At 42.6% G+C, this 21,561-nt stretch carries 22 protein-coding genes and 1 pseudogene; 10 read left to right on the top strand and 13 right to left on the bottom strand.

Annotated elements, in window-relative coordinates:
• Positions 1-110: 110 nt before the first annotated feature.
• Entirely contained in the window at positions 111-1,574 is a 1,464-nt protein-coding gene (gene murC / locus RMX98_RS09785) for a UDP-N-acetylmuramate--L-alanine ligase (protein WP_322681361.1), read from the bottom strand.
• 403 nt (positions 1,575-1,977) lie between these two features.
• On the opposite strand from murC, the gene nadD reads away from it, so the two are divergent.
• Positions 1,978-2,604 (top strand): nicotinate (nicotinamide) nucleotide adenylyltransferase, encoded by a 627-nt coding sequence (nadD, locus tag RMX98_RS09790; RefSeq protein WP_322681362.1) that lies wholly within the window; start codon positions 1,978-1,980, stop codon positions 2,602-2,604.
• A 117-nt stretch (positions 2,605-2,721) separates the two neighbouring features.
• Complete coding sequence (locus RMX98_RS09795; protein WP_322681363.1) at positions 2,722-3,735, top strand: type I glyceraldehyde-3-phosphate dehydrogenase; 1,014 nt, start codon at positions 2,722-2,724, stop codon at positions 3,733-3,735.
• 64 nt (positions 3,736-3,799) lie between these two features.
• Here RMX98_RS09795 and thiL read toward each other — a convergent pair whose 3' ends face one another.
• Positions 3,800-4,804, bottom strand: coding sequence for a thiamine-phosphate kinase (thiL, locus tag RMX98_RS09800; RefSeq protein WP_322681364.1), 1,005 nt, complete (start codon positions 4,802-4,804; stop codon positions 3,800-3,802).
• A gap of 98 nt (positions 4,805-4,902) precedes the next feature.
• Here thiL and RMX98_RS09805 point away from each other — a divergent pair, with 98 nt between their 5' ends.
• Positions 4,903-5,475, top strand: coding sequence for a Uma2 family endonuclease (locus RMX98_RS09805; protein ID WP_322681365.1), 573 nt, complete (start codon positions 4,903-4,905; stop codon positions 5,473-5,475).
• 33 nt (positions 5,476-5,508) lie between these two features.
• On the opposite strand, the gene RMX98_RS09810 is transcribed toward RMX98_RS09805, so the two are convergent.
• Both RMX98_RS09810 and RMX98_RS09815 read right to left on the bottom strand, forming a co-directional pair.
• Positions 5,509-6,057, bottom strand: a complete 549-nt coding sequence (locus tag RMX98_RS09810) for a pentapeptide repeat-containing protein (RefSeq protein ID WP_322681366.1) — start codon at positions 6,055-6,057, stop codon at positions 5,509-5,511.
• Between the two features lie 108 nt (positions 6,058-6,165).
• The gene (locus RMX98_RS09815) at positions 6,166-7,272 is read right to left on the bottom strand and encodes a peptidylprolyl isomerase (RefSeq protein ID WP_322681367.1); all 1,107 of its coding nucleotides are present in this window, start codon (positions 7,270-7,272) and stop codon (positions 6,166-6,168) included.
• Positions 7,273-7,459: 187 nt separating this feature from the next.
• Here RMX98_RS09815 and efp point away from each other — a divergent pair, with 187 nt between their 5' ends.
• The 3 genes from efp (at position 7,460) to RMX98_RS09830 (ending at position 9,093) form a co-directional block, all read left to right on the top strand.
• Positions 7,460-8,017 carry an elongation factor P gene (gene efp, locus RMX98_RS09820; RefSeq protein WP_109012189.1) on the top strand — a complete coding sequence of 186 codons (558 nt, stop codon included), beginning with the start codon at positions 7,460-7,462 and terminating at the stop codon, positions 8,015-8,017.
• A gap of 108 nt (positions 8,018-8,125) precedes the next feature.
• Entirely contained in the window at positions 8,126-8,683 is a 558-nt protein-coding gene (gene accB / locus RMX98_RS09825) for an acetyl-CoA carboxylase biotin carboxyl carrier protein (RefSeq protein WP_322681368.1), read from the top strand.
• 62 nt (positions 8,684-8,745) lie between these two features.
• Positions 8,746-9,093, top strand: a complete 348-nt coding sequence (locus RMX98_RS09830) for an ArsR/SmtB family transcription factor (RefSeq protein WP_094349905.1) — start codon at positions 8,746-8,748, stop codon at positions 9,091-9,093.
• Positions 9,094-9,185: 92 nt separating this feature from the next.
• Here RMX98_RS09830 and RMX98_RS09835 read toward each other — a convergent pair whose 3' ends face one another.
• Together RMX98_RS09835 and RMX98_RS09840 are read right to left on the bottom strand one after the other, a co-directional pair.
• A complete protein-coding gene (locus tag RMX98_RS09835) occupies positions 9,186-9,797 on the bottom strand; it encodes a GerMN domain-containing protein (protein ID WP_322681369.1) in 612 nt (203 codons plus the stop codon).
• Between the two features lie 312 nt (positions 9,798-10,109).
• Positions 10,110-11,924, bottom strand: coding sequence for a proline--tRNA ligase (locus tag RMX98_RS09840; protein WP_322681370.1), 1,815 nt, complete (start codon positions 11,922-11,924; stop codon positions 10,110-10,112).
• A gap of 316 nt (positions 11,925-12,240) precedes the next feature.
• Here RMX98_RS09840 and RMX98_RS09845 point away from each other — a divergent pair.
• From RMX98_RS09845 to RMX98_RS09860, 4 genes and pseudogenes are all read left to right on the top strand, one after another.
• Positions 12,241-12,810 (top strand): annotated as a pseudogene (locus tag RMX98_RS09845) (Uma2 family endonuclease).
• 273 nt (positions 12,811-13,083) lie between these two features.
• Positions 13,084-14,466, top strand: a complete 1,383-nt coding sequence (locus RMX98_RS09850) for a 1-acyl-sn-glycerol-3-phosphate acyltransferase (protein ID WP_322681371.1) — start codon at positions 13,084-13,086, stop codon at positions 14,464-14,466.
• A 503-nt stretch (positions 14,467-14,969) separates the two neighbouring features.
• Positions 14,970-15,899, top strand: a complete 930-nt coding sequence (locus RMX98_RS09855; RefSeq protein ID WP_322681372.1) for an XDD3 family exosortase-dependent surface protein — start codon at positions 14,970-14,972, stop codon at positions 15,897-15,899.
• 282 nt (positions 15,900-16,181) lie between these two features.
• Positions 16,182-16,304, top strand: coding sequence for a hypothetical protein (locus RMX98_RS09860; RefSeq protein WP_322681373.1), 123 nt, complete (start codon positions 16,182-16,184; stop codon positions 16,302-16,304).
• A 256-nt stretch (positions 16,305-16,560) separates the two neighbouring features.
• Here RMX98_RS09860 and RMX98_RS09865 read toward each other — a convergent pair whose 3' ends face one another.
• The 7 genes from RMX98_RS09865 to cysE form a co-directional block, all read right to left on the bottom strand.
• A complete protein-coding gene (locus RMX98_RS09865; RefSeq protein ID WP_322681374.1) occupies positions 16,561-17,106 on the bottom strand; it encodes a (2Fe-2S) ferredoxin domain-containing protein in 546 nt (181 codons plus the stop codon).
• A gap of 158 nt (positions 17,107-17,264) precedes the next feature.
• Positions 17,265-17,468: a putative nitrogen fixation protein NifT gene (nifT, locus tag RMX98_RS09870; RefSeq protein ID WP_069070440.1), complete on the bottom strand. Its 204-nt coding sequence runs from the start codon at positions 17,466-17,468 to the stop codon at positions 17,265-17,267.
• Positions 17,443-17,730, bottom strand: a complete 288-nt coding sequence (locus tag RMX98_RS09875) for a nitrogen fixation protein NifZ (protein WP_069070441.1) — start codon at positions 17,728-17,730, stop codon at positions 17,443-17,445. Before RMX98_RS09875 ends, nifT begins: the two co-directional genes overlap by 26 nt.
• On the bottom strand, positions 17,717-18,850 hold the full coding sequence (gene nifV / locus RMX98_RS09880) for a homocitrate synthase (RefSeq protein WP_322681375.1): 1,134 nt from the start codon (positions 18,848-18,850) through the stop codon (positions 17,717-17,719). Before nifV ends, RMX98_RS09875 begins: the two co-directional genes overlap by 14 nt.
• Before the next feature lie 371 nt (positions 18,851-19,221).
• Positions 19,222-19,419, bottom strand: coding sequence for a DUF2949 domain-containing protein (locus tag RMX98_RS09885; protein WP_094349915.1), 198 nt, complete (start codon positions 19,417-19,419; stop codon positions 19,222-19,224).
• A 302-nt stretch (positions 19,420-19,721) separates the two neighbouring features.
• On the bottom strand, positions 19,722-19,952 hold the full coding sequence (locus RMX98_RS09890) for an Asr1405/Asl0597 family protein (RefSeq protein ID WP_322681376.1): 231 nt from the start codon (positions 19,950-19,952) through the stop codon (positions 19,722-19,724).
• 99 nt (positions 19,953-20,051) lie between these two features.
• Entirely contained in the window at positions 20,052-20,792 is a 741-nt protein-coding gene (gene cysE / locus RMX98_RS09895; RefSeq protein WP_322681377.1) for a serine O-acetyltransferase, read from the bottom strand.
• Positions 20,793-21,561 lie beyond the last annotated feature (769 nt).

The raw sequence follows: 21,561 nt of genomic DNA on the forward strand, positions 1-21,561 counted from the left end.
GTAAAATTTTTACATTTATTTACCGCAAAGATACGGTAATAGAGTTCACAGATGAAACCGTTGCTAGAGGGGCACTTTGCTCGGAAATAAAACTTTGCAAAGTCTCCACTTTAGGATGTGGCTTTAGCAGGTTCGCAAAGTGCGGTAATTATTTCAGGAATCACCTGGTTCAAGTTTCCAGCCCCTAAAAACAGCGCCAAGTCTCCTGGGCGTAATGTTTTTAGCAAGTACTCATATACTGCGGGTAAAGTTGGTTGATAAACGACCTGCGAATGCTGTTTAGCAATTTCTGCCGTTAGACGTTCACCACTAATTTGCCCTAAATTCGGTTCGCCTGCACTGTAAATATCAGTCAGCACCACCAAATCAGCATGGGTAAATGACTCGGCAAATTCTTCTAAAAAGGTCAGTGTACGACTATAGCGATGGGGTTGGAAGATGGCAACCACTCTTTGCCCTGGTCTTGCCTGTAAACGGGCTGCGGCGAGAGTAACGCGAATCTCGCTAGGGTGATGAGCATAGTCATCAATGAAGGTAATGCCATTGACTTCACCTCGGAACTCAAAGCGTCGTCTTGCTCCTTCAAAAGTGGCGATACCTTTGGCAATTGCTCCAAATTCTAAGCCCAAGACGCGACCAACAGCCACTGCGGCTAGAGCATTGCTGAGATTGTGCCGACTGAGCAACCGCAACGTCAACACGCCCAAAGCTTTGCCTCTTTCCCAAACCAAAGCCGTGGTACCATCAGCACGATAATCAATATTGGTGACGGTGTAATCAGCGTCGGTATCTGAGTGTAAGCTGTAGGTAATTGTGGGTTGCAAGCGATCGCGCACTGTCGCACAGTCTATGCTACCTATTAAAGTTTTACAACCCTTAGCAAATGTCTGGAAGGTGTCAATGACTTCTTCTAATGTATCGTAGTGGTCAGGATGATCGAGTTCAATATTGGTGATGATGCCAATTTCGGGAGCGTGTTTTACTAAAGAACCATCTGATTCATCTGCTTCGGCTACCAAATATTGGCTGTGTCCCAATCGAGCATTACCGGACCATGCATTGACTTCGCCACCGACTAAAATTGTTGGATCTAGGCCTGCTTCCAGAAGCATATAGCCAATCATACTACTGGTTGTAGTTTTGCCGTGTGTTCCTGCCACTGCAATACTGTAGTAATCGGCAATTAAAGCTGCTAGGACATCTGAACGATGAAAAACTGGACAACCTAATTCCAGCGCTGCTTTGTATTCTAAATTATTAGTGTTAATTGCTGTTGAACAAATGACTTGAGGCAGTTTTGACTTAGTATCAGTAGGTAATTCTTCTGGTGAATTTAATACTACTGGATTAGCTAATACCTGAGGATGAAAGAATTCGAGATTGCTTGCCTCTTGTCTACCAAAAATATGAGCACCGATAGATTCCAATTTGTGCGTAATGTGGTTAGGACGAAGATCCGAACCTGATACTGGAAATTGACGCTTTGCAAGAACGTATGCCAGAGCAGACATACCTATGCCACCGATGCCAATGAAATGAAATGGTCTACCACTAAAATCTACAGAATTAGTCATTTATTACTCCTTTTACACCACACCACACCATAATCACAAATGACACGCGTATCATAACAGGAATTTGATTTTTACCGTAACTACTCCTGTATCATGTTCATGTTTGATGCCCAAATGATGTTTCTGCTCTGGCTTTCCTGATTGAGAATGATTTTACCTTGGTTGGAGGTTTTTGCTATTTCTGAACTGTTCTTAAGATTATTCTGAAAATTTTGGCTGCATCGGGAAAGAAATTCTTGTAATGTCAAATACATATTTTTGGCTACCTTACTGGAATTGGCTACATAATACATTGTTTAGTGAAACTAAATTGAAATTGCATCAAGTTTAGGCGTAAATTGAGTACAATAGTACATTGGTAATGAAACTATTTTTCAATTGCATATAACCCAGGCTGATCTGGATGCAGCAACTAGCAATTTTTGGTGGCACATTCGATCCAATTCATTGGGGACACCTGCTCGTAGCCGAGACAGCTTTGCATCAAGTATCCCTGGAAAAGGTAATTTGGGTGCCATCCTTAAACCCTCCTCACAAAGAAGCAGCTTTGTTTGAGCATCGTCTGCAAATGCTGCAATTAGCCATCAAAGATAACCCAGCGTTTACTGTCTCACTAGTGGAGACTAATCGCTCTGGGACTTCTTATGCCATTAACACCCTGATTGACTTATCTGCTTGTTACCCAAATACTCATTGGTACTGGATTGTGGGCTTGGATACTTTCCAAAGCTTACCCAGTTGGTACCGGGGACACGAATTAGCACAAATGTGTGATTGGTTAATCGCACCCCGACAGCTAGGTGGTGAGACTATAACTCAAAGCAAATTAATCTGCAAGCAAGTCGAGCAACAACTCAGGGAACAGTCTTTGATCATTCACTGGCAACTCTTGAATATACCAATAGTCGGAGTTTCGTCAAGTCTAATTCGCAAATTTTGCCGCGAACGCCAGTCAATTCGTTATTTAGTCCCGGAATCGGTCAGATCATATATCACTAACAACAATCTCTACTCTTACAAATCTGAATAAATTATGTGTTTTTTTATTGATCTAACACTTTATGGTTAAAAGTGCCCCCCCCCTTTGCGATATGATTGGGGTCAACGATATCAACATAATAAGCATAAATACAGAGGGCAAGACACTGTGATTAGAGTTGCAATCAACGGTTTCGGGCGGATTGGACGTAACTTTGCGCGTTGCTGGGTGGGTAGAGAGAATAGTCGGATCGATCTTGTCGCTATTAATGACACTTCAGACCCTAGAACCAATGCTCACCTGCTGAAGTATGACTCCATGCTAGGCAAGATCAAAGATGCTGAGATTAGTGCTGACGATAACTCGATCATCGTCAACGGTAAGACCATCAAGTGCGTATCCGATCGCAATCCCGAAAACTTGCCCTGGAAAGATTGGGGAATTGACCTAATTATCGAAGCAACCGGGGTATTTACTAGCAAAGAAGGAGCGCTCAAGCACGTAAATGCTGGAGCCAAGAAAGTTCTGATTACCGCTCCTGGTAAAAACGAGGATGGTACTTTTGTGGTTGGTGTGAATCATCATGACTATGACCACAACAAACACCACATTATCAGTAACGCTAGCTGTACTACCAACTGCTTGGCACCAATCGCCAAGGTGTTGAACGATAAGTTCGGCATTATCAAAGGTACGATGACCACTACCCATAGCTATACAGGCGATCAGCGCTTGCTAGACGCTTCTCACCGGGATTTGCGACGGGCAAGGGCCGCGGCGATAAACATTGTACCCACTTCCACTGGTGCAGCAAAAGCAGTGGCGCTGGTTATCCCAGACCTGAAAGGCAAGCTAAATGGCGTTGCCTTGCGCGTACCAACCCCGAACGTCTCAATGGTAGATTTCGTAGTTCAGGTTGAGAAGCGTACTATTACTGAAGAAGTTAACCAAGCTCTTAAGGATGCTGCCGAAGGCCCACTTAAAGGGATTTTGGACTACAGCGAACTAGAACTAGTATCTTCTGATTATCAAGGTACTGACGCTTCTTCGATTGTCGATTCCAGCTTGACTTTGGTTATGGGCAGTGACTTAGTAAAAGTTATGGCGTGGTATGACAACGAGTGGGGTTACAGCCAACGAGTCTTGGATTTGGCAGAGTTGGTAGCCGAAAAGTGGCAATAATTAATTAGTCATTAGTCATTAGTCATTAGTCATTGGTCATTGCTTTTTCACAAATGACAAAGGATTATTGACTAAAATGTTGAAATCCCTGGCTAAGACTCAGAACTTGGTCGGGGAATTTTTTTTGCTCGTCGTGTAATATTACTGTCGAGCCGGCTGTAATCCTGCCTGCGATCGCAGCACCTTCTCCAAGGTGTTGCACTAAGGCTGATGCTAATTCTTGTGGTAAGCACAGCACTAATTCAAAGTCTTCGCCACCGTATAGAGCATATTCCAGCGCTTGCTCTGGTGTCAGCCAATGGTTAAAAGTTTTTGGTAGGAGAATTTGTCTGTGTTCTAAGACAGCGCCAACGCCACTCGCGCGGCAAATTTGAATAATCGCATCTGCTAAACCATCGCTGCTATCCATACCAGCAATAGAGAATTGGGAATTAGAAGTTAGGATTTTCCAGAGGATTGGTAAGACATCTAATCGTGGCTGTGGGCGTTGGTGTGCGCGGATTAGAGCCGTCTTTTCTTCGTTGTTGAGGTTTTGTCCTAATTCGGGATGTAAGAGCAGTTCTAAGCCTGCTCTTGAGGCTCCATGAACGCCTGTAACGACGATCGCATCCCCCACAACAGCAGCAGAACGGCGGATAATTTGACTAGGGTTAACTTGACCAAAAGCGGTAATTGCCAAAGTCGTTACAGGCGATCGCACGACATCACCGCCAACAATTGGGGTATTGTATTTTTGCAGGCATTCCGTCATTCCCTGGTACAAGCGTTCTACCCAACTCACCCTAAGTTCACCAGGTAGTCCCAATCCGACAGTGATTCCCAATGGAGAAGCGCCCATTGCTGCTAAATCTGATAAATTGGCAGCAGCAGCTCGCCAACCAGCATCTTCTGGGGAAGTGGTGAGGTTGCTAAAATGCACGCCATCAACCAGTACATCTGTAGTTACTACCAAAAATTGCCCTGGTGTAGTCTCAAGTACTGCGGCATCATCGCCGATAATTTCTGGAGGACAGAAGCGCTGTAATCTTTCTAAAAGACCTTGTTCGCCAATGTCTTTGATTTTAGTCATTAGTCATTTGTTATTGGTTAATTCTCCGCATCTCTTTCATCTGCCTAATTCCCATTCCCCCAAGTTACGATAAAGGTATCGTCTAGAGGGATGTTGGAATGGTATCTACACCAGTAACAAAGCTCACATTTGAAGAGTACTTAAATTATGATGATGGCAGTGGTTTTCACTATGAGCTAGTAGATGGCAGGCTGGAATTAATGAATCCCCCTACAATTCAACATTTCTTGATTGTCGCTTTTTTAGATACCGCACTCATAGCGGAAATTCAGCGCTTGAGTTTACATTGGTTAACTTTTCGCGAAACTGGGACGAGGACGGGGAAAAATAAGTCTCGGTTAACTGACTTGTCTGTGGTGACGCAGGAGCAAGCAAGAGAATTGCTCAATGCATCAGCTGTCTTTGAGTCACCACCATTACTAATTGTAGAGGTAGTCAGTCCAGATTCTATTAAGCGGGACTATCGTTATAAGCGGTCTGAATATGCGGCGGTTGAAGTCCCAGAATATTGGATTGTAGACCCACTAAAAGAAAAGATTTCTGTGTTGTGGTTGGAAGAAGGATTTTACGAAGAGACGGTGTTTACTGGCGACCAGCAAATTAAATCGCGGACTTTTCCAGAATTAGCGATCGCAGTTGATCGAGTGTTCGCTGCTGGGAATCTGAGTTAGGGGAGTTAGAAGCTGGAAGTTAAGAGTTAGTAATTATTCGTCCCTCTTTTCCCTACAACCATCATTTCTAATACTCCCATCTGGCATGATAGTGTTGCACAAGATAGCACCCTTCAGTCTACGTTCACTCAAGTACTTAGCCCCCATCAAATTGGCGTTGCTGAGGTTGGTATTGTAAAAGAAAGTTTCATCGAGAAAAGCTTCACTGAGATTGGCACTCCTCAAGTCAGAACTATCAAATACAGTTTGCAACAAATCGGCACTACTCAGGTTAACACCCTTCAAAATAGCATTATTGAAACTGGCTTGATGCATACGAACACCGCTCAGGTCAGATCCAGTGAGATTAGCTCCACTGAAGTCAATATCATCCAAAATGGCATTTCTCAAGTTAGCTCCACTCAGGTTGGCATCGCACAGTTCAACAGCTCCCAAATCCGCTCCTTCCAAGTTGGCATCACTGAGATTGGCTCGACTCATATCTCCATCAAAACCAAGTCCTCTGAGATCGGCTCCACTCAAATCAATCCCAACCAAATCGGTTTCATTACTGTAGCGCTTGATAAATTCCTCTCTGTCCATAACTTAAGGATCGCAGTTGATCGGATATTCACCGCCGGAAATCTGAATCAGGAGAGACGCGATTAATCGCGTCTGTACAAGAATTATTCTTCTGTCCCCTGTGTCTTCTTATGCAGCTTGCGGTTCAACCAGATTTTCTATCCCCTGAACCACAGTTGCCGATTCAATTTTGTCACCAGCTTTCAGTTTATCCAAAACTTCTTTACCTTCGGTGAGATAGCCAAAAACGGCATAACGACCATCCAATAGATTGCGTCCGGCGGGGGTGAGTTCTGGTTCAAAGAGAAAGAAGAAGAATTGCGAAGAACCACCATTCACTTCACTTTCGGGACGAGCCATTACTACTGCACCAAAGGCAGAAAAAGGTAGAACTGGCATATCAACGTAACGTCCAGCTTCTTCTAGAGTAATGCCATAAGTAGGCGCTTTATCGCCTTGAACTAAGATTTCTAAGGGAATAGCGCGATATTTGCCAGTTTTTGGGTCGATGAAACCCACATCTTTCCCAGCAGGATCTCCAGTTTGGAGAAAGTAAGATTCTTCAGAACGGGTAAATTCTAAGCCATTATAAAAACCCCTATTTACCAAATCTACAAAATTACCAGCAGTCACAGGAGCGCTGTAACCGTCTACGACAAGGGACAAATCGCCTTTGTTGGTTTTGATTTCTACAGTGGCACGACCTTTAAGTTGCGGCAGATTACTGTACTCAGCAGGCACTTCAAAGGGAAATTGTTTCACCATTGACTCTTCTAGCTGAGTAACAAGATTCAAAAGTTGGCTTCTCTCTTGCAGAATTTGTTCTTTATCTTTGCTGTTCGCCAATTCTTGTAATTTACTCACCCCAGATTTCAACTCGCTAATCCAAGCTTCGGCTTGGGGTTGGCGTTCTGCGGGAACGCTTGTTAAGATTTGGGAAGGTTTATCGAGAATGCGGGATGCTTGGCTGATGTCTTTGGAAATAGCACCCCAACGTCGATTCGCCCGCAGTTGGGCAGAGATGTCCTCTAAACTGCCTTGTAGTTGCCGCACAGGTTTGTTATCTATCGGGAGTGCATACCGCAACAAAGCCTTTCCGTCGGTAATTGCATTGCCAGCTGGCAGTGCGGCGCTACTGGAGGGAGTCCACCCAGCTGTAGTTATGCCTAAAAATATTGTTATCAGCAGTATTGCCATTAGGCTGTTCTTCAGCCAGGATTTTAATAAGTTAAGCATGGGATAACTCAAATGCAGCAGTGAATTGTTGACTGGACGTAACCCATAAATAATCTTCCCACGTTAAGGGCGGAGGATAAATCACAAATGACTAATGACAAATGACAACTAATTAATGAGAAATGCCCAATGACGACCCTAGAAGGGTACAATAAATGCCGATTGTCTTCCAAAATTTGAAAGTTTCATGATCTCCAGTAACGACTTTCGACCCGGTGTTTCAATTGTATTGGATGGGTCTGTATGGCGAGTGCTTGAATTCTTGCACGTCAAACCAGGCAAAGGTTCTGCCTTTGTACGAACTAAGCTAAAAAATGTTCAGAGTGGGAGCGTTATGGAAAAAACGTTCCGCGCAGGGGAAACAGTGCCGCAGGCCACTCTAGAAAAAAGCACGATGCAGCATACCTATAAAGAAGGCGATGAGTTTGTCTTTATGGATATGGAAACCTACGAAGAAGGTAGATTGACTCGCGAACAAATTGGCGATCGCGTCAAGTACCTGAAGGAAGGAATGGAAGCTGAAGTTATTAAGTGGGGCGACCAGGTGTTAGGAGTAGAATTGCCTAAGTCTGTGGTTCTAGAAATTGTCCAAACAGATCCAGGTTTAAAAGGTGACACTGCCACAGGTGGCTCAAAACCAGCAACTCTAGAAACTGGTGCAGTTGTGATGGTTCCTTTGTTTATTTCTCAAGGAGAACGCATCAAGGTTGATACTCAGGAAGATAAATATATCAGCAGGGAATAACTTTCATCTCTACGGAGATGCAAGTCCCGATTTAAATCCCTACATAGGGATTAATTCCCTGCCACACTTAAGATGCTCATTTACGGATAGGTCGAGGTAATAAAAACTGTGCCATTGGACTTTAATGAAATCCGCCAACTTCTGGCAACTATCGCACAAACAGATATTGCAGAAGTCACGCTCAAAAGCGATGATTTTGAGCTAACAGTCCGTAAGGCTGTGAGCATTAGCAATCAGATGTTGTCGGTAGGTCAAGGGACTTTAGGCGGTGTGGTAGGTTCAGGCTTGACATCAGGTTCATCTGGGGGAAACCAGATGAACTCAAGTCAGGTAACGGAGATGTCCACATCTCGTGTATTTGAGAATACTGGAACTAGCACACAAATGCAGTTATCAGTAAATTCTCCCTCAACCATTGACCAGAGATTAGTAGAAGTGCCTTCCCCAATGGTAGGAACGTTTTATCGCGCTCCTGCGCCTGGGGAAGCGGCATTTGTGGAAGTGGGCGATCGCGTCCGCAAGGGTCAAACAGTCTGTATCATTGAAGCCATGAAGCTGATGAATGAAATCGAAGCCGAAGTCTCTGGACAGGTAATGGAAATTCTCCTCCAAAATGGCGACGCTGTAGAATATGGTCAACCTTTGATGCGAATTAACCCTGATTAAGTATTAATGTATATATGACATGAGTCATTGTTAAAACTTTCAGTCCTTGTGGGTCAACCCTGATGAAACAAACGTTGCCTTTACCACCAGAAGTGGTGCAACAAGTAGCTGAATACTTCAGCCTATTAAGTGAGCCAATGCGCCTACGGCTGCTACACTTATTACGGGATGAAGAAAAATGCGTGCAAGAGTTGGTAGAGGCAACACAGACTTCTCAGGCAAATGTGTCAAAGCACCTGAAGGTAATGTGGCAAGCAGGTATCCTTAGCCGCCGCAGTGAAGGAACTTGCGCCTATTACCGGGTGGAAGATCAAATGATTTTTGAGTTGTGTAATCGGGTTTGCGATCGCCTCGCCACAAGGTTGGAGCAGCAAGCCCGTAATTTTCGCGTATTAAATAGCAAACGTTAGGTCTTTTGTCCTTTGTCAGTTGTCCTTCGTCATTTGTCCTTTGTCATTTATGAAAAACTAATGACTAATGACCAATGACTAATGACTAATGACTAAAGCGGATAATCTTTTTGAAACTGTTCGCGAGTGAGTGGTTGTTGTAACTCTAGACCCTCGCCGCCTAAAACATCTAACGGTTTGCCGTTCACGTCAATGTACACTTTGGCTTTGGGATTTAAAGTTGTTGCAGTGTAAACAACTTGTCCAATGCGGCCCATCATTGAAGTGCTACCACCACCGCTAGTAAAATCTTCAGATAAATTAACACGAACTTCATCTTTTTCCGCCTTCAGCCCCAACAGTTTGGTTCCTTTGGGGATGGTTGTAGAATCTGTTCCTTCTGTTGGGCCTGCTAACAAACTTTGGAAAGCTGCTTCTAAAGCCTGGTTGGGTAGTACAGAAGCTACTTTAACAGGCTGGGGAACCAAAGCAACATTTTTGTCTTTTGGTCTTAGCCAATAAACGTTGGGGGTTTGCTCATTAGATGGCTGCCTAGTTGATGGCTGTGCTGGCTGTTCAATGCGGCTAGAAGGGTTTGACGGTGTGGGAGGATTGTTGGATTGTGTGGTAAACCAAGCTACACCGCCACCCACCGCTACAACTGCTGCTGATACAGCTGCAATTACGCCTGAAGAAATACGATTAGATCCTTGTTGGTCTTTCATGTTCAAAACCTTCCTAACTGAGGGCTGATATGGTAGTTATGTGAGGAGCAGCCTGGTTAACGACGATACTTGTAACTGAAGAGTTTCTCATAACCGGGAGGAGACTTGATGCCTCAAAATACAACATTAGTCTTGTGACTCCCTGATTCAATTCTAGAATTTTTACTTCTGATCCGTCACCTGCCAAATTATGTAAATCTCATTCTTTGTGGAGATGATCGAAAATTAAATTTACAAGGCAGAGGAACGCAAAGTATTTCTCATAAAAAATACTCCGCGAAACTCTGCGCTTCCCTTTGCGCCCCTCTGCGTTTAATCTTTACCCTCTATTGCTTGTGTAATCCACTTATGAAGTGTGGTTGTCACTTCATCAATGGCAATTTCTTGAGATTTACGGGTGGCTCTTTCTACAACTTCAACTTTGCCATTAGCGATCGCTCGTCCGGTTACAATTCTATAAGGTATGCCTATCAAGTCAGCATCTTTAAATTTGACTCCCGCCCGTTCGTCGCGGTCATCTAGTAGAGTTTCAATTCCTGCTTGATTAAGTTCTGTGTAAAGTTTTTGAGCGATTTCGATTTGTTGAGCATCTTTAATGTTAGGGATTGTGACGATCGCGTGATAAGGTGCGATCGCAACTGGCCAAATAATCCCATCTTTATCGTAAGATTGCTCGACGGCAGCTTGGGCTAATCGTGACACGCCTACACCAAAACAACCCATAACTAGCGGCTTCTCTTCACCCTGTTCGTTGGTATAAGTTGCACCCATCGCTTGAGAGTATTTCGTACCTAATTGGAAGATGTGACCTGCTTCAACTCCACGGGCGCTTTGTAGGATTTGTTCTGGATTGTGGATGGCGCGATCGCCTGGTCTTGATTTACGAATATCTACTACTCGTTCTGGTAACTTAAATTGCTCGTTCCAATTAGCACCAACTACGTGATAACCTGCTTCATTCGCGCCTGTAACAAAGTTTTTTAAATCAACGGCTGTTCGATCCACCAAGCGCAAAAACTTGGGATGGATCTGTTTATTAGCAGTAATATACTCATCTGCAATATCTGGCGCAATGTAGCCTAAAGGCAGAGATTTAGTTGTCCATGCTTGCTGGGCTTCTACATTTGGTACATTCAAGCTAATAATAGTTTTAGCGCCATATTCAGAAGCTAATTTAGTCAGTTCATTTTGTAATTTGACCTCATTAACTTCCTGATCGCCTCGAATGCTTACCAGGACTAACACTGTTGCGCCATTATCATAAACTGTCTGATAAAGGACATTTTTCACCAATTGAGTCGGAGAACAGTTGAGGAGTTGACACACCTTTTCAATCGTTTCTGTTCCAGGTGTATCGCGTTTCTCATAGGTTGTAAACCGTGAGGTTTCGGCATCAATTGGTAAAGAAACAGCCTTTTCTACGTTAGCGGCGTATTTACCATCTTCAGTGTAGAGAACTTCGTCTTCGCCAGCTTCCGCCAAAATCATAAATTCTGTAGAACCAGAACCACCAATTGCACCAGAATCAGCTTCCACTGCCCGAAAAGCTAAACCAGAACGCCGCAGGATATTGCTGTAGGCTTTATACATATCCTGGTAAGTTTCTTTGAGGCTAGCTTCATCGGTATGGAAGGAATAGGCATCCTTCATGATAAACTCGCGTCCGCGCATTAAACCAAAGCGGGGACGAATTTCATCGCGGAATTTGGTTTGAATTTGGTAGAGATTTAGTGGTAGCTGGCGATAAGAGCGAATCATATCACGAGCGATCGCTGTAATTACTTCCTCATGAGTTGGGCCTAATCCTAATTGTTGCTCGCGGCGGTCAATTAGGGAAAACATGATCCCCTCAGCTTTTGTGTAAGTGTCCCAGCGTCCCGATTCCTTCCATAAATCAGCAGGTTGTAATTGTGGTAGGAGACATTCTTGTGCGCCTGTAGCGTTCATTTCTTCCCGCACAATTTGGGAAACTTTTTGCAGTACCCGCCACATTAGCGGCAAATAAGCATAGATACCACTACCGATGCGACGAATGTAACCTGCACGGAGTAATAATTTATGACTGGGAATCTCAGCATCAGCCGGATCGTCCCGCAGTGTAACAAATAACATTTGTGAAAGTCGCATCGTTTATTCCCTTTCCAGAATCTCTAATTTGTTTATAAACCAACTGGCAATTAGAAATCGCAGCCATACAAACTCTCGTTTGCCTGCGTTGACTAACAAGGTATTCTAGTTTTTGGTGCGCCCAGAGCAAGCGCGATCGGCATCATACAGCCGTTAAGACATAGCATGATATAATTTCTGCAACTATTTAACTAGGTCGCGGCATTCTTCCCCCACCATAATTTGTCTATTTAGCACCCAATCCCTAATCCCCAGTCCCCAGCGATGCACTGAGCTTGTCGAAGTGTCCCCAGCCCCTTTAATCTAGGTCTAGGTTATGAGTCCTTTGACATTAAAACTAGACACCGTTCACTTGAGTGACGAACAATTTTATCACTTATGTCAAAATAACCGCGAATTGAAATTTGAACGCACTGCCAAGGGCGAATTAATCATCATGTCCCCCGTTGGAGGCGAAAGCGGCAATCGAGAAGCAGATTTAATTATCGATCTGGGAATTTGGAATCGGCAAACTGGCCTTGGTTACACTTTCAGTTCTTCTACTATATTCAAATTATCCAATGGTGGCGATCGTTCCCCAGATGCCGCTTGGGTTCAACGAGAACGTTGGCAAGCACTTACACCTGAACAAAGACGTAAATTTCCCCCCATTGCACCCGATTTTGTCATTGAATTAAGGTCAGCAACAGATGATTTGGAAATGTTGCGTTCCAAAATGCAAGAATATATGGATGCAGGGGTGCAGTTAGCATGGTTAATTAACCCCCAATAGCAGCAAGTGGAAATTTATCGCCAAAAACAAGATACGGAAGTGCGAAATCTACCCACACAATTATCGGATGAAGATGTATTGCCAGGATTTAGCTTGAGTCTTTCTTGTTATTAAGATTTGCAAGTGCTGCTAAATCTCTACATCTGCCAACACTTTTCATTGCAGCAGAAAATACTTTATAAATCTGCGTAAGTACGTTTCATTAAAATAATTTGCGTAGATTAAGAAGGTATCCTAGTTTTCTAACCTGAGTAATGTGCCAAGTACAGCGCAAGAGGCGGGTTTTACCTCGACTTCATTACTCAGGGGATATTACAGCCGTTAGGATATCTTAAAAGAAATAACCAGCAGGCGATTAGAATCAGGGAATCTTTAGGAGAAACTACTTTGGCAGATGTAATTTATCAAGCACAGGCACCCTTAGAATTTATTCCTCCCGCGTTTAACCCTTTATTGCTACGAGTTGTCCATCTATTACTACCCAGTTGGATAAACTGGCAAACACCTATTAGCCAAATTGAAGCAGATAACGTAGAGGTTCTAGTGGATCTTTATCGCCAGTTTCAGGAGGGTAAAATCCGTTTTATGCTGGCATTTCGCCATCCCAAAACAGACGATCCGTTTTGTTTGGGTTACTTGCTATCTCAACTCGTACCAAAGACAGCGCGATCGCAAGGTACAAAACTACAATATCCCATTCACGCTCATTTTATCTACGATCGCGGCATTCCTCTCTGGGCAGGTTCCTACGTTGGCTGGATTGCTTCTCATTTAGGTGGTACTCCGATTCAGCGAGGTAAGGCTGACTGGACGGGGTTACGTTCGGCGCGTGACTTGTTCGTTAATGGGAAATTCCCAATGGCGGCTGCGCCAGAGGGTGCTACCAATGGTTTATCGGAGAATATTAGCCCGCTAGAACCTGGTATCGCCCAATTAGGCTTTTGGTGTGCTGAAGATTTGCAAAAAGCGGGAAGCGACCAACAAGTTTTAATTGTACCAGTTGGGATTAAATATAGTTACGTTGATGCTCCTTGGGATGCGATCGCTAATCTTTTAAGTGAATTGGAAGCGGCTAGTGGTTTACTTGTAAATCCACCAGAAAATGCTTCTGTGGAGTCACTTTATCCCCGGTTGTTGACTTTGGCAGAACATTTACTTTTGCTCATGGAAGAATTTTACACCCGGTTTTATCATCAAAAACTGCCAGATCCCAAGATTGTTAACGGGCAAATTCCCGATAGAAATGAAGCATTAGCAATTCGTTTACAAGCTTTATTGAATGCAGCGTTGCTTATCTCAGAACAGTACTTTAATTTGCAATCAAAAGGTAGTTTGAGCGATCGTTGCCGACGAGTCGAGCAAGCGGGTTGGAATTATATATTTAGAGAAGAATTTAAAGATGTTAAAGGAGTATCTGCGGTTGAAAGAGCTTTAGGCGATCGCATTGCAGAAGAAGCGAATGCGCGGATGTGGCACATGCGTTTAGTAGAAAGTTTTGTGGCTGTTTCTGGTAATTATATTCGGGAAAATCCAACAGCAGAAAGGTTTGCTGAGACGACTTTAATTTTATGGCAGATGATTGCTAAAATCAAAGGCAATAAAACTGTGCAGCGTCCGCAATTAGGTAAGCAAAAAGTAAAAATTACTGTGGGTGAACCCATATCTATTTCTGAGCGTTACCCAGCGTATAAGGAAAATCGTTTGGGTGCTAGACAAGCTGTTGCTGATCTGACAAACGATTTGCAACACGCGTTAGAAGGTTTGATTTGATTAGAAAAGTTGCATTTTTTGCTAGGAACCAGAATAAAGGTGTCAGTCGTCAGGAAGCTTATTGATTTCGACCCCTGCCTCCTGACTCCTTTAAATAGCAAGGTGCAATGAAAATGCCCAAATGTTCATCCGAATCGGATATTACTTTCTAAAGTAGATCGCGGGTGCGGGTTTAGATGCCCTGTACGTAGATGCTGGCGGGATAGGTTTATTAAGCTTACACAAACCCAAAAGTTTGTTAAAACTATCTAATTAAATAGGTGCAGATAATCGTAGGCTACTACACCTACTTGGCTTTGCTGCTATTTCACTTTAATACAACTGGGTTAGATAAAGGCAATTGTAACTAAAAATGTCCTTCTTGATTTGAGTTTTTATCAAATTAACGTTAAGTTATCCAAATTATCTTTTCCGAAAAATCACGCTTTTATATTTTTTTATTCTAATTAAAAATAGAGGAGTCCAAACAATTGTGATTCTCTAAATCAATCAATTTATAAATAATGAAAACTCAAAACTTATTCAATTTACTGAAGGTTGGTATTGCTACTTTTGGAATCTTCTTTGTGGCTGGTCAAGGAGCCTATGCCTCAGACTTAAAGGGAACAGCATTTAGCATCTCTTTGGAGTGTCTGAACGACACTACCGGTCTTTTGGTGGGTCAAAACTCCACTGATGCTAGCGGGTGGCAGTATGCATTTGATTCAAACAAAGATGGGATGAACGGGAACTACTGGGTTGGTGCCGCGCCAGGAAAAGTAAACCCCTATGATATCTCTGGTATGGCTATTAAAGAAACTGCTACCAGCATCATTGTGGCAATCAACGGCAATATGAAGTTAACAGGAGAGGCTGAACAGGGTGCTGCCGATGGTCAGATTGGATATGGTGATTTGTTCTTCAACATGGCGGGTAAAACCTTTGAAAATGCTATGAGTAGCGGAGATTTGTTTGGGATTCATTTCTCTTCAGTGAATGCTTCAGGGGTACAACAACTAGGTGTTTATAGTAATGTCCAGGCAAAAACAGTTACTGATATCAAAGAAGGCTACACCGTTGCTACATATGGTGGTTTAGCAGGAGGAGGGAATTCTTACGAAAGTCAGGTAAAACAAGGTGGTGGTACTGTCGGTTATGGTGATTTGACCAGTAGTTATTTTACTAATAACGGCAAGGACAATACATTTAATCTCAATGTCATTAACTCTGGAAATTATCTGAGTGGAATCTCGTTCTTAGCACAGGGTGATATAACCCAGCAATTGCTAACCACTGGTTATGATGCCAGCAAATTTAATGGTACACAAACTATTGCATTTGAATTCAAGAAATCTGGTATTGTCCAATCGACTCCTGAGCCTGCTAGTCTCGCTGGTTTAGGAATCGTCGGTCTGGCTTTGGCTGGTAGCAAGCTACGCAAGAAATTAGCATAACAATTGGATAAGGACTATTCGCAATCCGGCTTGATTTATCTTCAGTGATTATAGACAAGATAAAAGACTATTTTTTCTCATGTAAATGAGCGCTGGAATCATGAAATTTGGGATGAAGCTTAAGCGAAAAGTATCCCAAGTTGTATAGATTTACTCACTAAAGATTAAATAGGTAAACTTCAATGCCCTTACTTTTTAGCAAGGGCATTTTTTTCTAATATAAACCTCATCTACGTTGAAACCTAGAGTTTTTTAAAACATATATTTTTGTAGGTTGGTGGAGTGAAACGCAACCCAACATTACCACCAAATTTTATGTTGGGTTACGCTATCGCTGCACCCAACCTACAAAACTACGGTTCTCAAGGTAGACGAGGTTTAGTTATCAAATACAAAACTACTTAGGCAATTCTCTAAAGAATCTCGGTAACGCTCATGACACCTATACTCGCTATAAGGCTTGCAGCAACTTGTTGTCTGACATCGCTCCTTATATCTTAACCTGGGTTCTGTTTGTATTTGGTATTACTAACGTTGCAGCAGTTATAACTTAGCCGATCGCAGTTTGACAAGGGTGCTATACTATACCAACAACAAATAGGGGTAAAAATTTTACCCCTACAAATTTATGTATTATTTTAAGAATAGCTAGAGAAGTTTATTACTCTGAAGTTAAATGACTTTCTAGCAAAGTTGCGATCGCTTCTGGATGAATATTCTTGTATTTCTTTTTACCAAGCTGTAAAACACAGTTGGGAGCGCTACCACAGCATTTTTGGCAACTAGTATGTTCAATGCTAACTTTGTCTAACAAACCGCGATCGCACAAAGTTTTTTCTAATTCTGATAATAAACCTTTACCACCACGTTTTAGGCAACCGCCCTTTTGACATACCATAATCCTCGCTTTGGGTTGAGGTGGTAAATCTTGCTTTGGACACACATCAATTGGTGTCACCTTATAGGCTTTAATTTTAATTTTACTTGTGCGTGAGTCTATCTTACTATGACCACAAATGCGAAGTTGCTGACCAGGAACTAAGGATGAACTTAGTAAACGACGTAACTCTTTAGGCAGTTTAATGTCTACATTTCCAGATGGAACTGCCAATTGCAAGTATTTATATTTTCCTGGTTCACCACCAACAAAACCTAGTAACTGTCCCTCAAGGTTCAATTCTGATAACGTCAAATATTTGTTACCCATGATTGATAAAAATTTAGGAGTGAGGAGTTAAAGCGAAGAGTTAGAAGTGAGGAGTTAGGAGTGAGGAGTTAAAAATGAGGAGCTAAGAGTTAATAATTCATAACTCTTAACTGATAACTCTTAACTTCTAACTCATAACTCTTAACTCCTAACTGTTTTTAAGCTAGGCGTTTAGCTTCTACTGTTTGAGGTAAATTTGCTGTGTCTGGCAATTCACGAAATTCTAATTCCCAACCATTTGCTAGGGTGAGAATCTTGCCATCATTTCCATCGGTTTGTTTGACGACTTCTTCTTCCAGGTCTTTTTTAGCAACGTAAACTACTAAAGTGCCGGCATCATTCATCCGTAGCATTACTTTCATGAGACTCCTCAACCGATTCTAGTTCTTTTTTCTTGCAGCCGACGACAAACCCTGTTTCTAAGAAATGCACAGCATATATATAGGAAGTCTGCAAATATGTGCCTATACTCGCTATGTAACCGATATCTCCCTTGTTGACTAAAACTTGCCCAACTTCCTTACCAGGAAAGGTACCATCGTTTTTTAGCAGTTTACGAACTCTGACTTTTTCACCAATTTCAAAAGCGGGTGGCAAGTTTAGTTCTAATTCATCGCGTTGCATGAGAGTACCTCTGTTCTCTGACCAAATTCAACAATTCTTCTGTCGTCAAACTGCGTTTTTTCTGTACCGATTGATGGCGCACAGCGTCTAAAACAGATTGGGTTTCTTGGGGGTTCAAGAAAATTCCATGCTGTTCTAGTAAGTTAGCAACTAAATGCCGTCCAGAATGTTTTCCTACTACTAAACGCCGTTCCCAACCCACCTCTTCGGGTGCAAATGGTTCGTAGGTGATGGGGTTTTGCAATACTCCGTGAGCATGGATGCCAGATTCGTGAGCAAAAGTGTTTTCGCCAACGATCGCTTTCCAAGGTGGTACGCTAGCTCCTGATGCGGCTGCAACTAGTTGAGATAGTTCCAGCAAACTGGGTGTGTCAATGCCCAAATTAACGCCGTAGATGCGTTTAATCGCCATGACAACTTCTTCTAATGCTGCATTTCCCGCCCGTTCACCCAATCCGTTGACTGTGGTATTCACTGATGATGCTCCGGCTTTGATACCAGCAAGAGCGTTGGCAGTTGCCAGACCAAAATCATTATGCGTGTGGATTTCTAGGGGAATCGTCAACGCTGAAACCAGCCTTTGGACTTTGGTGTAAGTGGTGAAGGGGTCGAGAACTCCTACAGTGTCGCAGAAGCGGAAGCGGGATGCACCCCAATCTTGGGCATAAAGTGCTACATCTAAGAGGAAGTTTTCATCAGCTCTAGAAGAATCTTCTCCGCCAACTGCTACCCAAAGACCTTGGTCAAGGGCGAAGTGGATTGAGTCTTTAAGTTTCTGTAAACCTATTCGCCACTGACCATGAAATTTAGTGGCAATTTGGATACCAGAGACGGGAATGGCAATATGCACCCGATTCAAACCACAGGCGATGGAAGCCTTGATATCTGAGATGACAGCACGGTTCCAGCCCAAGAGTTTTGCTTGTAAACCTAAGTTAGAGATTGCAGCAATCGCCCGGGTTTCTTCATCGCCCATTGCTGGTATACCCACTTCTAATTCCGGTATACCAATGGCATCGAGAAACTTCGCGATCGCTACTTTTTCTTGTAGAGTAAAGGCAACACCTGCTGCTTGTTCGCCATCACGTAATGTAGTGTCATTAATTATGATTTGATTCATTGCAAATATCCCTCTCTTGGAAGTATTCTTAATATCCTTTCCCTCTACAATCCCCGGCGATGGCAAATGCTAAAAATATCACAATTCATAATGTAGGATACATGATCCTTAATTATTGCCTTATTATTAGCATCACATCTGTATGACAGGGAACTAAAACAATGTATAAATTACTAATCGTTTTTACCGATGTCAGTTGAAATGTCTTCGAGTAGCAATGAACTAATATAACTATTAGCAAATCCCGAACAAAGTAATACACAAAAGCCAGCAATTAAGGATGTAATCATCTTCGTAACCTCATCTTTTCTAGTGCATTTAGGTGTAATTTAGGCAGGTAATGGTACTCAACGTTAAGAAGTACAAATTCGCTAACTTTGGTCTGCTAGCCAATCAAAAATTTTTCCTAACTGCTCCAAGTCAACGAAACCATACTGCCAAAGGAGCATCGGTAGCGGGCCATTTTCTAATTCACGGTGTCGCAGAGCTACAGCAATATCGGCATTTGAAAGTTCAAGTTCATTGTGCAAAAAATTGAGGAGTTTTATATCTCTGTTCCGAGTCGCCATAATTGAACTTTCAATTTCTTAATTTGGGAAAAGGTTAAAAATCAGAAACTCCAATTTATATTTAGGAATTTCGTCTTTTTAATTGTTGCTATATGTCAGGGAAGTTTCAGATTTAGTAGACCCAACAAAATCTAAACTCCATCTAATCCATCTCAGTCTGCAATAAATTCTGCTAGCGGACAGTAGCTTCAAACTCTAAACCTATTTGAGCTTTGTGCATCTATGAACAAAAAGGATGAAGTCCAGTAGTTGCGTCATGAATTCAAGATTAATCGTCTGTGAATTAGGTCTTTTTGAAATAATCATGACTGATCACTGTAATCCCAGCAACGCTCTAACCACTCTAATAATTCGTGACGAGAAGCCAGAAGTTGCATAACTGTACTGCGAATTAGAATTACTTCCAGCAAATTGTTCACTTGCACTCGCAAAGAACCATCAGGGGGACAAGAGCAATTAATTTTTAACTCTTGCAAACGGTGATAGATTCGCCAGCGATCGCTCAAAGGAATCTGCAAAACGTGATTTGTCATTTGTCTTTTGTCCTTTGTCCTTTGTCCAATGCCCAATGCCCAATGACCAATACTTCGACTACGCGGTAGTTGAGCGTAGTCGAAACTCAGTACAAGTGACTAATGACTCTTAACGCTTAAAGTTTGCAGTTGTTTTTCGAGTTCTTCAATGCGCGAGAGCAAAGAACGAATCACGGTTGCTTCCACATCGGGTAGCTTTCCATGTTCTAGAGGAGAAAGGCTGGCGTTTTCGTTGCGAGAAATAATTCTGCCGGGAATTCCGACAACTGTGCAGTCGTTGGGGACATTCCGTAAAACAACCGAACCTGCACCAATACGGACGCGATCGCCAATTTGCAGATTACCCAAAACTTTCGCACCCGCCCCAATCACCGCATTTTTGCCGACTGTGGGATGACGCTTACCAGTTTCTTTACCAGTTCCGCCAAGGGTGACGCCCTGATAAATCAGTGTATAGTCGCCGACGATCGCAGTTTCGCCAATGACTACACCCATTCCGTGGTCGATAAACACGCCTTCACCAATCTCTGCACCTGGGTGAATTTCAATTCCGGTCAAAAATCGCCCCAAGTGAGAAATTAAACGGGGGATAAAACCGACTCCTCGATTATGTAACCAGTGAGCAAGACGATGCAAACATAGCGCGTGCAATCCTGGATAGCAAAATACTACCTCTAGCCAATTCCGTGCTGCGGGATCGCGCTCAAAAATAATGCAAAAATCACTCAATAATGGCTCAAAAAAAACGCCAGAGAAGAGATTTTTCAGCATGGATGTATGGGCAAAATCCTGCGTTTTAGTACTTGGGGAATCGCTAATACTGTCTAAAGACTGTTGCATCGGTAATGTCTATCTGGTAAATGAGTCATCTGCTATTTTTATGCTTATATCAGGTGACATCCAACTCGATACCAAACCCAATGCTGATTGGATTTATTGGATTGATTGAGGTTGCACTCAAACGCCGAAACCCCGACTCCAGATAAACTTAAAATTTATCTTGGGGTAGGGGTACTAGTATTTAATGATGGGGGTACTAGTATTTTTGGGGCAGGGGTTAAGAATTTATGTTCATGCTACAAGAAACCTTACCCGTAAGCATTTACTAAGATTTTATCAAGATATTTTGCAATATATTAAGCTGTACTCAGATGCACTCAAATATGAATTTGGTAAGGCTATAAATCTATTTTCTGTATATCCTATTACTATTAGTATCTTATTATTTAGATAGGCGAAAGACAGGTTTCTTTATTTTCTTTTAGGATTTGCTGTCTGTATGTATGTATACGTTTCAAAATATAGTTATCGCTCATAGTGAATATCTTATTATATAGATGTGTTGAAAGAAAGCATTTCAATAAGTGCAAATATATCTGGCAATTAGAAAGCGCGGCTATACAAACTCTCGTCCGTCGACGCGGACTGTAGGAATTTGAAACCCACACAGATGGGTTTTGTATTTCGACTCCGGCTCCATCGAGCGACTTGCACTGAGTTTCGACACTTCGACTCCCTTCTCTACGAGAGGCTGCGCCAACGGCTCCGCTCAGGGCAAGCCGCTCAGTGCATCGCTTGGCGGTAATCGAGCGACTTGCACTGAGTTTCG

Origin of the sequence: Nostoc sp. DedQUE02 (assembly GCF_034531035.1) — a bacterium.
Classification (GTDB): Bacteria; Cyanobacteriota; Cyanobacteriia; order Cyanobacteriales; family Nostocaceae; genus Nostoc.

Bases quoted from the DNA above. Each gene is read 5' to 3' on its own strand.
- RMX98_RS09865 (WP_322681374.1), bottom strand. From the start codon at position 17,106: ATGGGTAACAAATATTTGACGTTATCAGAATTGAACCTTGAGGGACAG.
- RMX98_RS09830 (WP_094349905.1), top strand. From the start codon at position 8,746: ATGAAACAAACGTTGCCTTTACCACCAGAAGTGGTGCAACAAGTAGCT.
- nadD (WP_322681362.1), top strand. From the start codon at position 1,978: ATGCAGCAACTAGCAATTTTTGGTGGCACATTCGATCCAATTCATTGG.
- RMX98_RS09805 (WP_322681365.1), top strand. From the start codon at position 4,903: ATGGTATCTACACCAGTAACAAAGCTCACATTTGAAGAGTACTTAAAT.
- efp (WP_109012189.1), top strand. From the start codon at position 7,460: ATGATCTCCAGTAACGACTTTCGACCCGGTGTTTCAATTGTATTGGAT.
- thiL (WP_322681364.1), bottom strand. From the start codon at position 4,804: ATGACTAAAATCAAAGACATTGGCGAACAAGGTCTTTTAGAAAGATTA.
- RMX98_RS09835 (WP_322681369.1), bottom strand. From the start codon at position 9,797: ATGAAAGACCAACAAGGATCTAATCGTATTTCTTCAGGCGTAATTGCA.
- RMX98_RS09810 (WP_322681366.1), bottom strand. From the start codon at position 6,057: ATGGACAGAGAGGAATTTATCAAGCGCTACAGTAATGAAACCGATTTG.
- cysE (WP_322681377.1), bottom strand. From the start codon at position 20,792: ATGCAACAGTCTTTAGACAGTATTAGCGATTCCCCAAGTACTAAAACG.
- RMX98_RS09885 (WP_094349915.1), bottom strand. From the start codon at position 19,419: ATGGCGACTCGGAACAGAGATATAAAACTCCTCAATTTTTTGCACAAT.
- RMX98_RS09855 (WP_322681372.1), top strand. From the start codon at position 14,970: ATGAAAACTCAAAACTTATTCAATTTACTGAAGGTTGGTATTGCTACT.
- nifV (WP_322681375.1), bottom strand. From the start codon at position 18,850: ATGAATCAAATCATAATTAATGACACTACATTACGTGATGGCGAACAA.
- murC (WP_322681361.1), bottom strand. From the start codon at position 1,574: ATGACTAATTCTGTAGATTTTAGTGGTAGACCATTTCATTTCATTGGC.
- nifT (WP_069070440.1), bottom strand. From the start codon at position 17,468: ATGAAAGTAATGCTACGGATGAATGATGCCGGCACTTTAGTAGTTTAC.
- RMX98_RS09890 (WP_322681376.1), bottom strand. From the start codon at position 19,952: ATGACAAATCACGTTTTGCAGATTCCTTTGAGCGATCGCTGGCGAATC.
- RMX98_RS09840 (WP_322681370.1), bottom strand. From the start codon at position 11,924: ATGCGACTTTCACAAATGTTATTTGTTACACTGCGGGACGATCCGGCT.
- RMX98_RS09875 (WP_069070441.1), bottom strand. From the start codon at position 17,730: ATGCAACGCGATGAATTAGAACTAAACTTGCCACCCGCTTTTGAAATT.
- RMX98_RS09815 (WP_322681367.1), bottom strand. From the start codon at position 7,272: ATGCTTAACTTATTAAAATCCTGGCTGAAGAACAGCCTAATGGCAATA.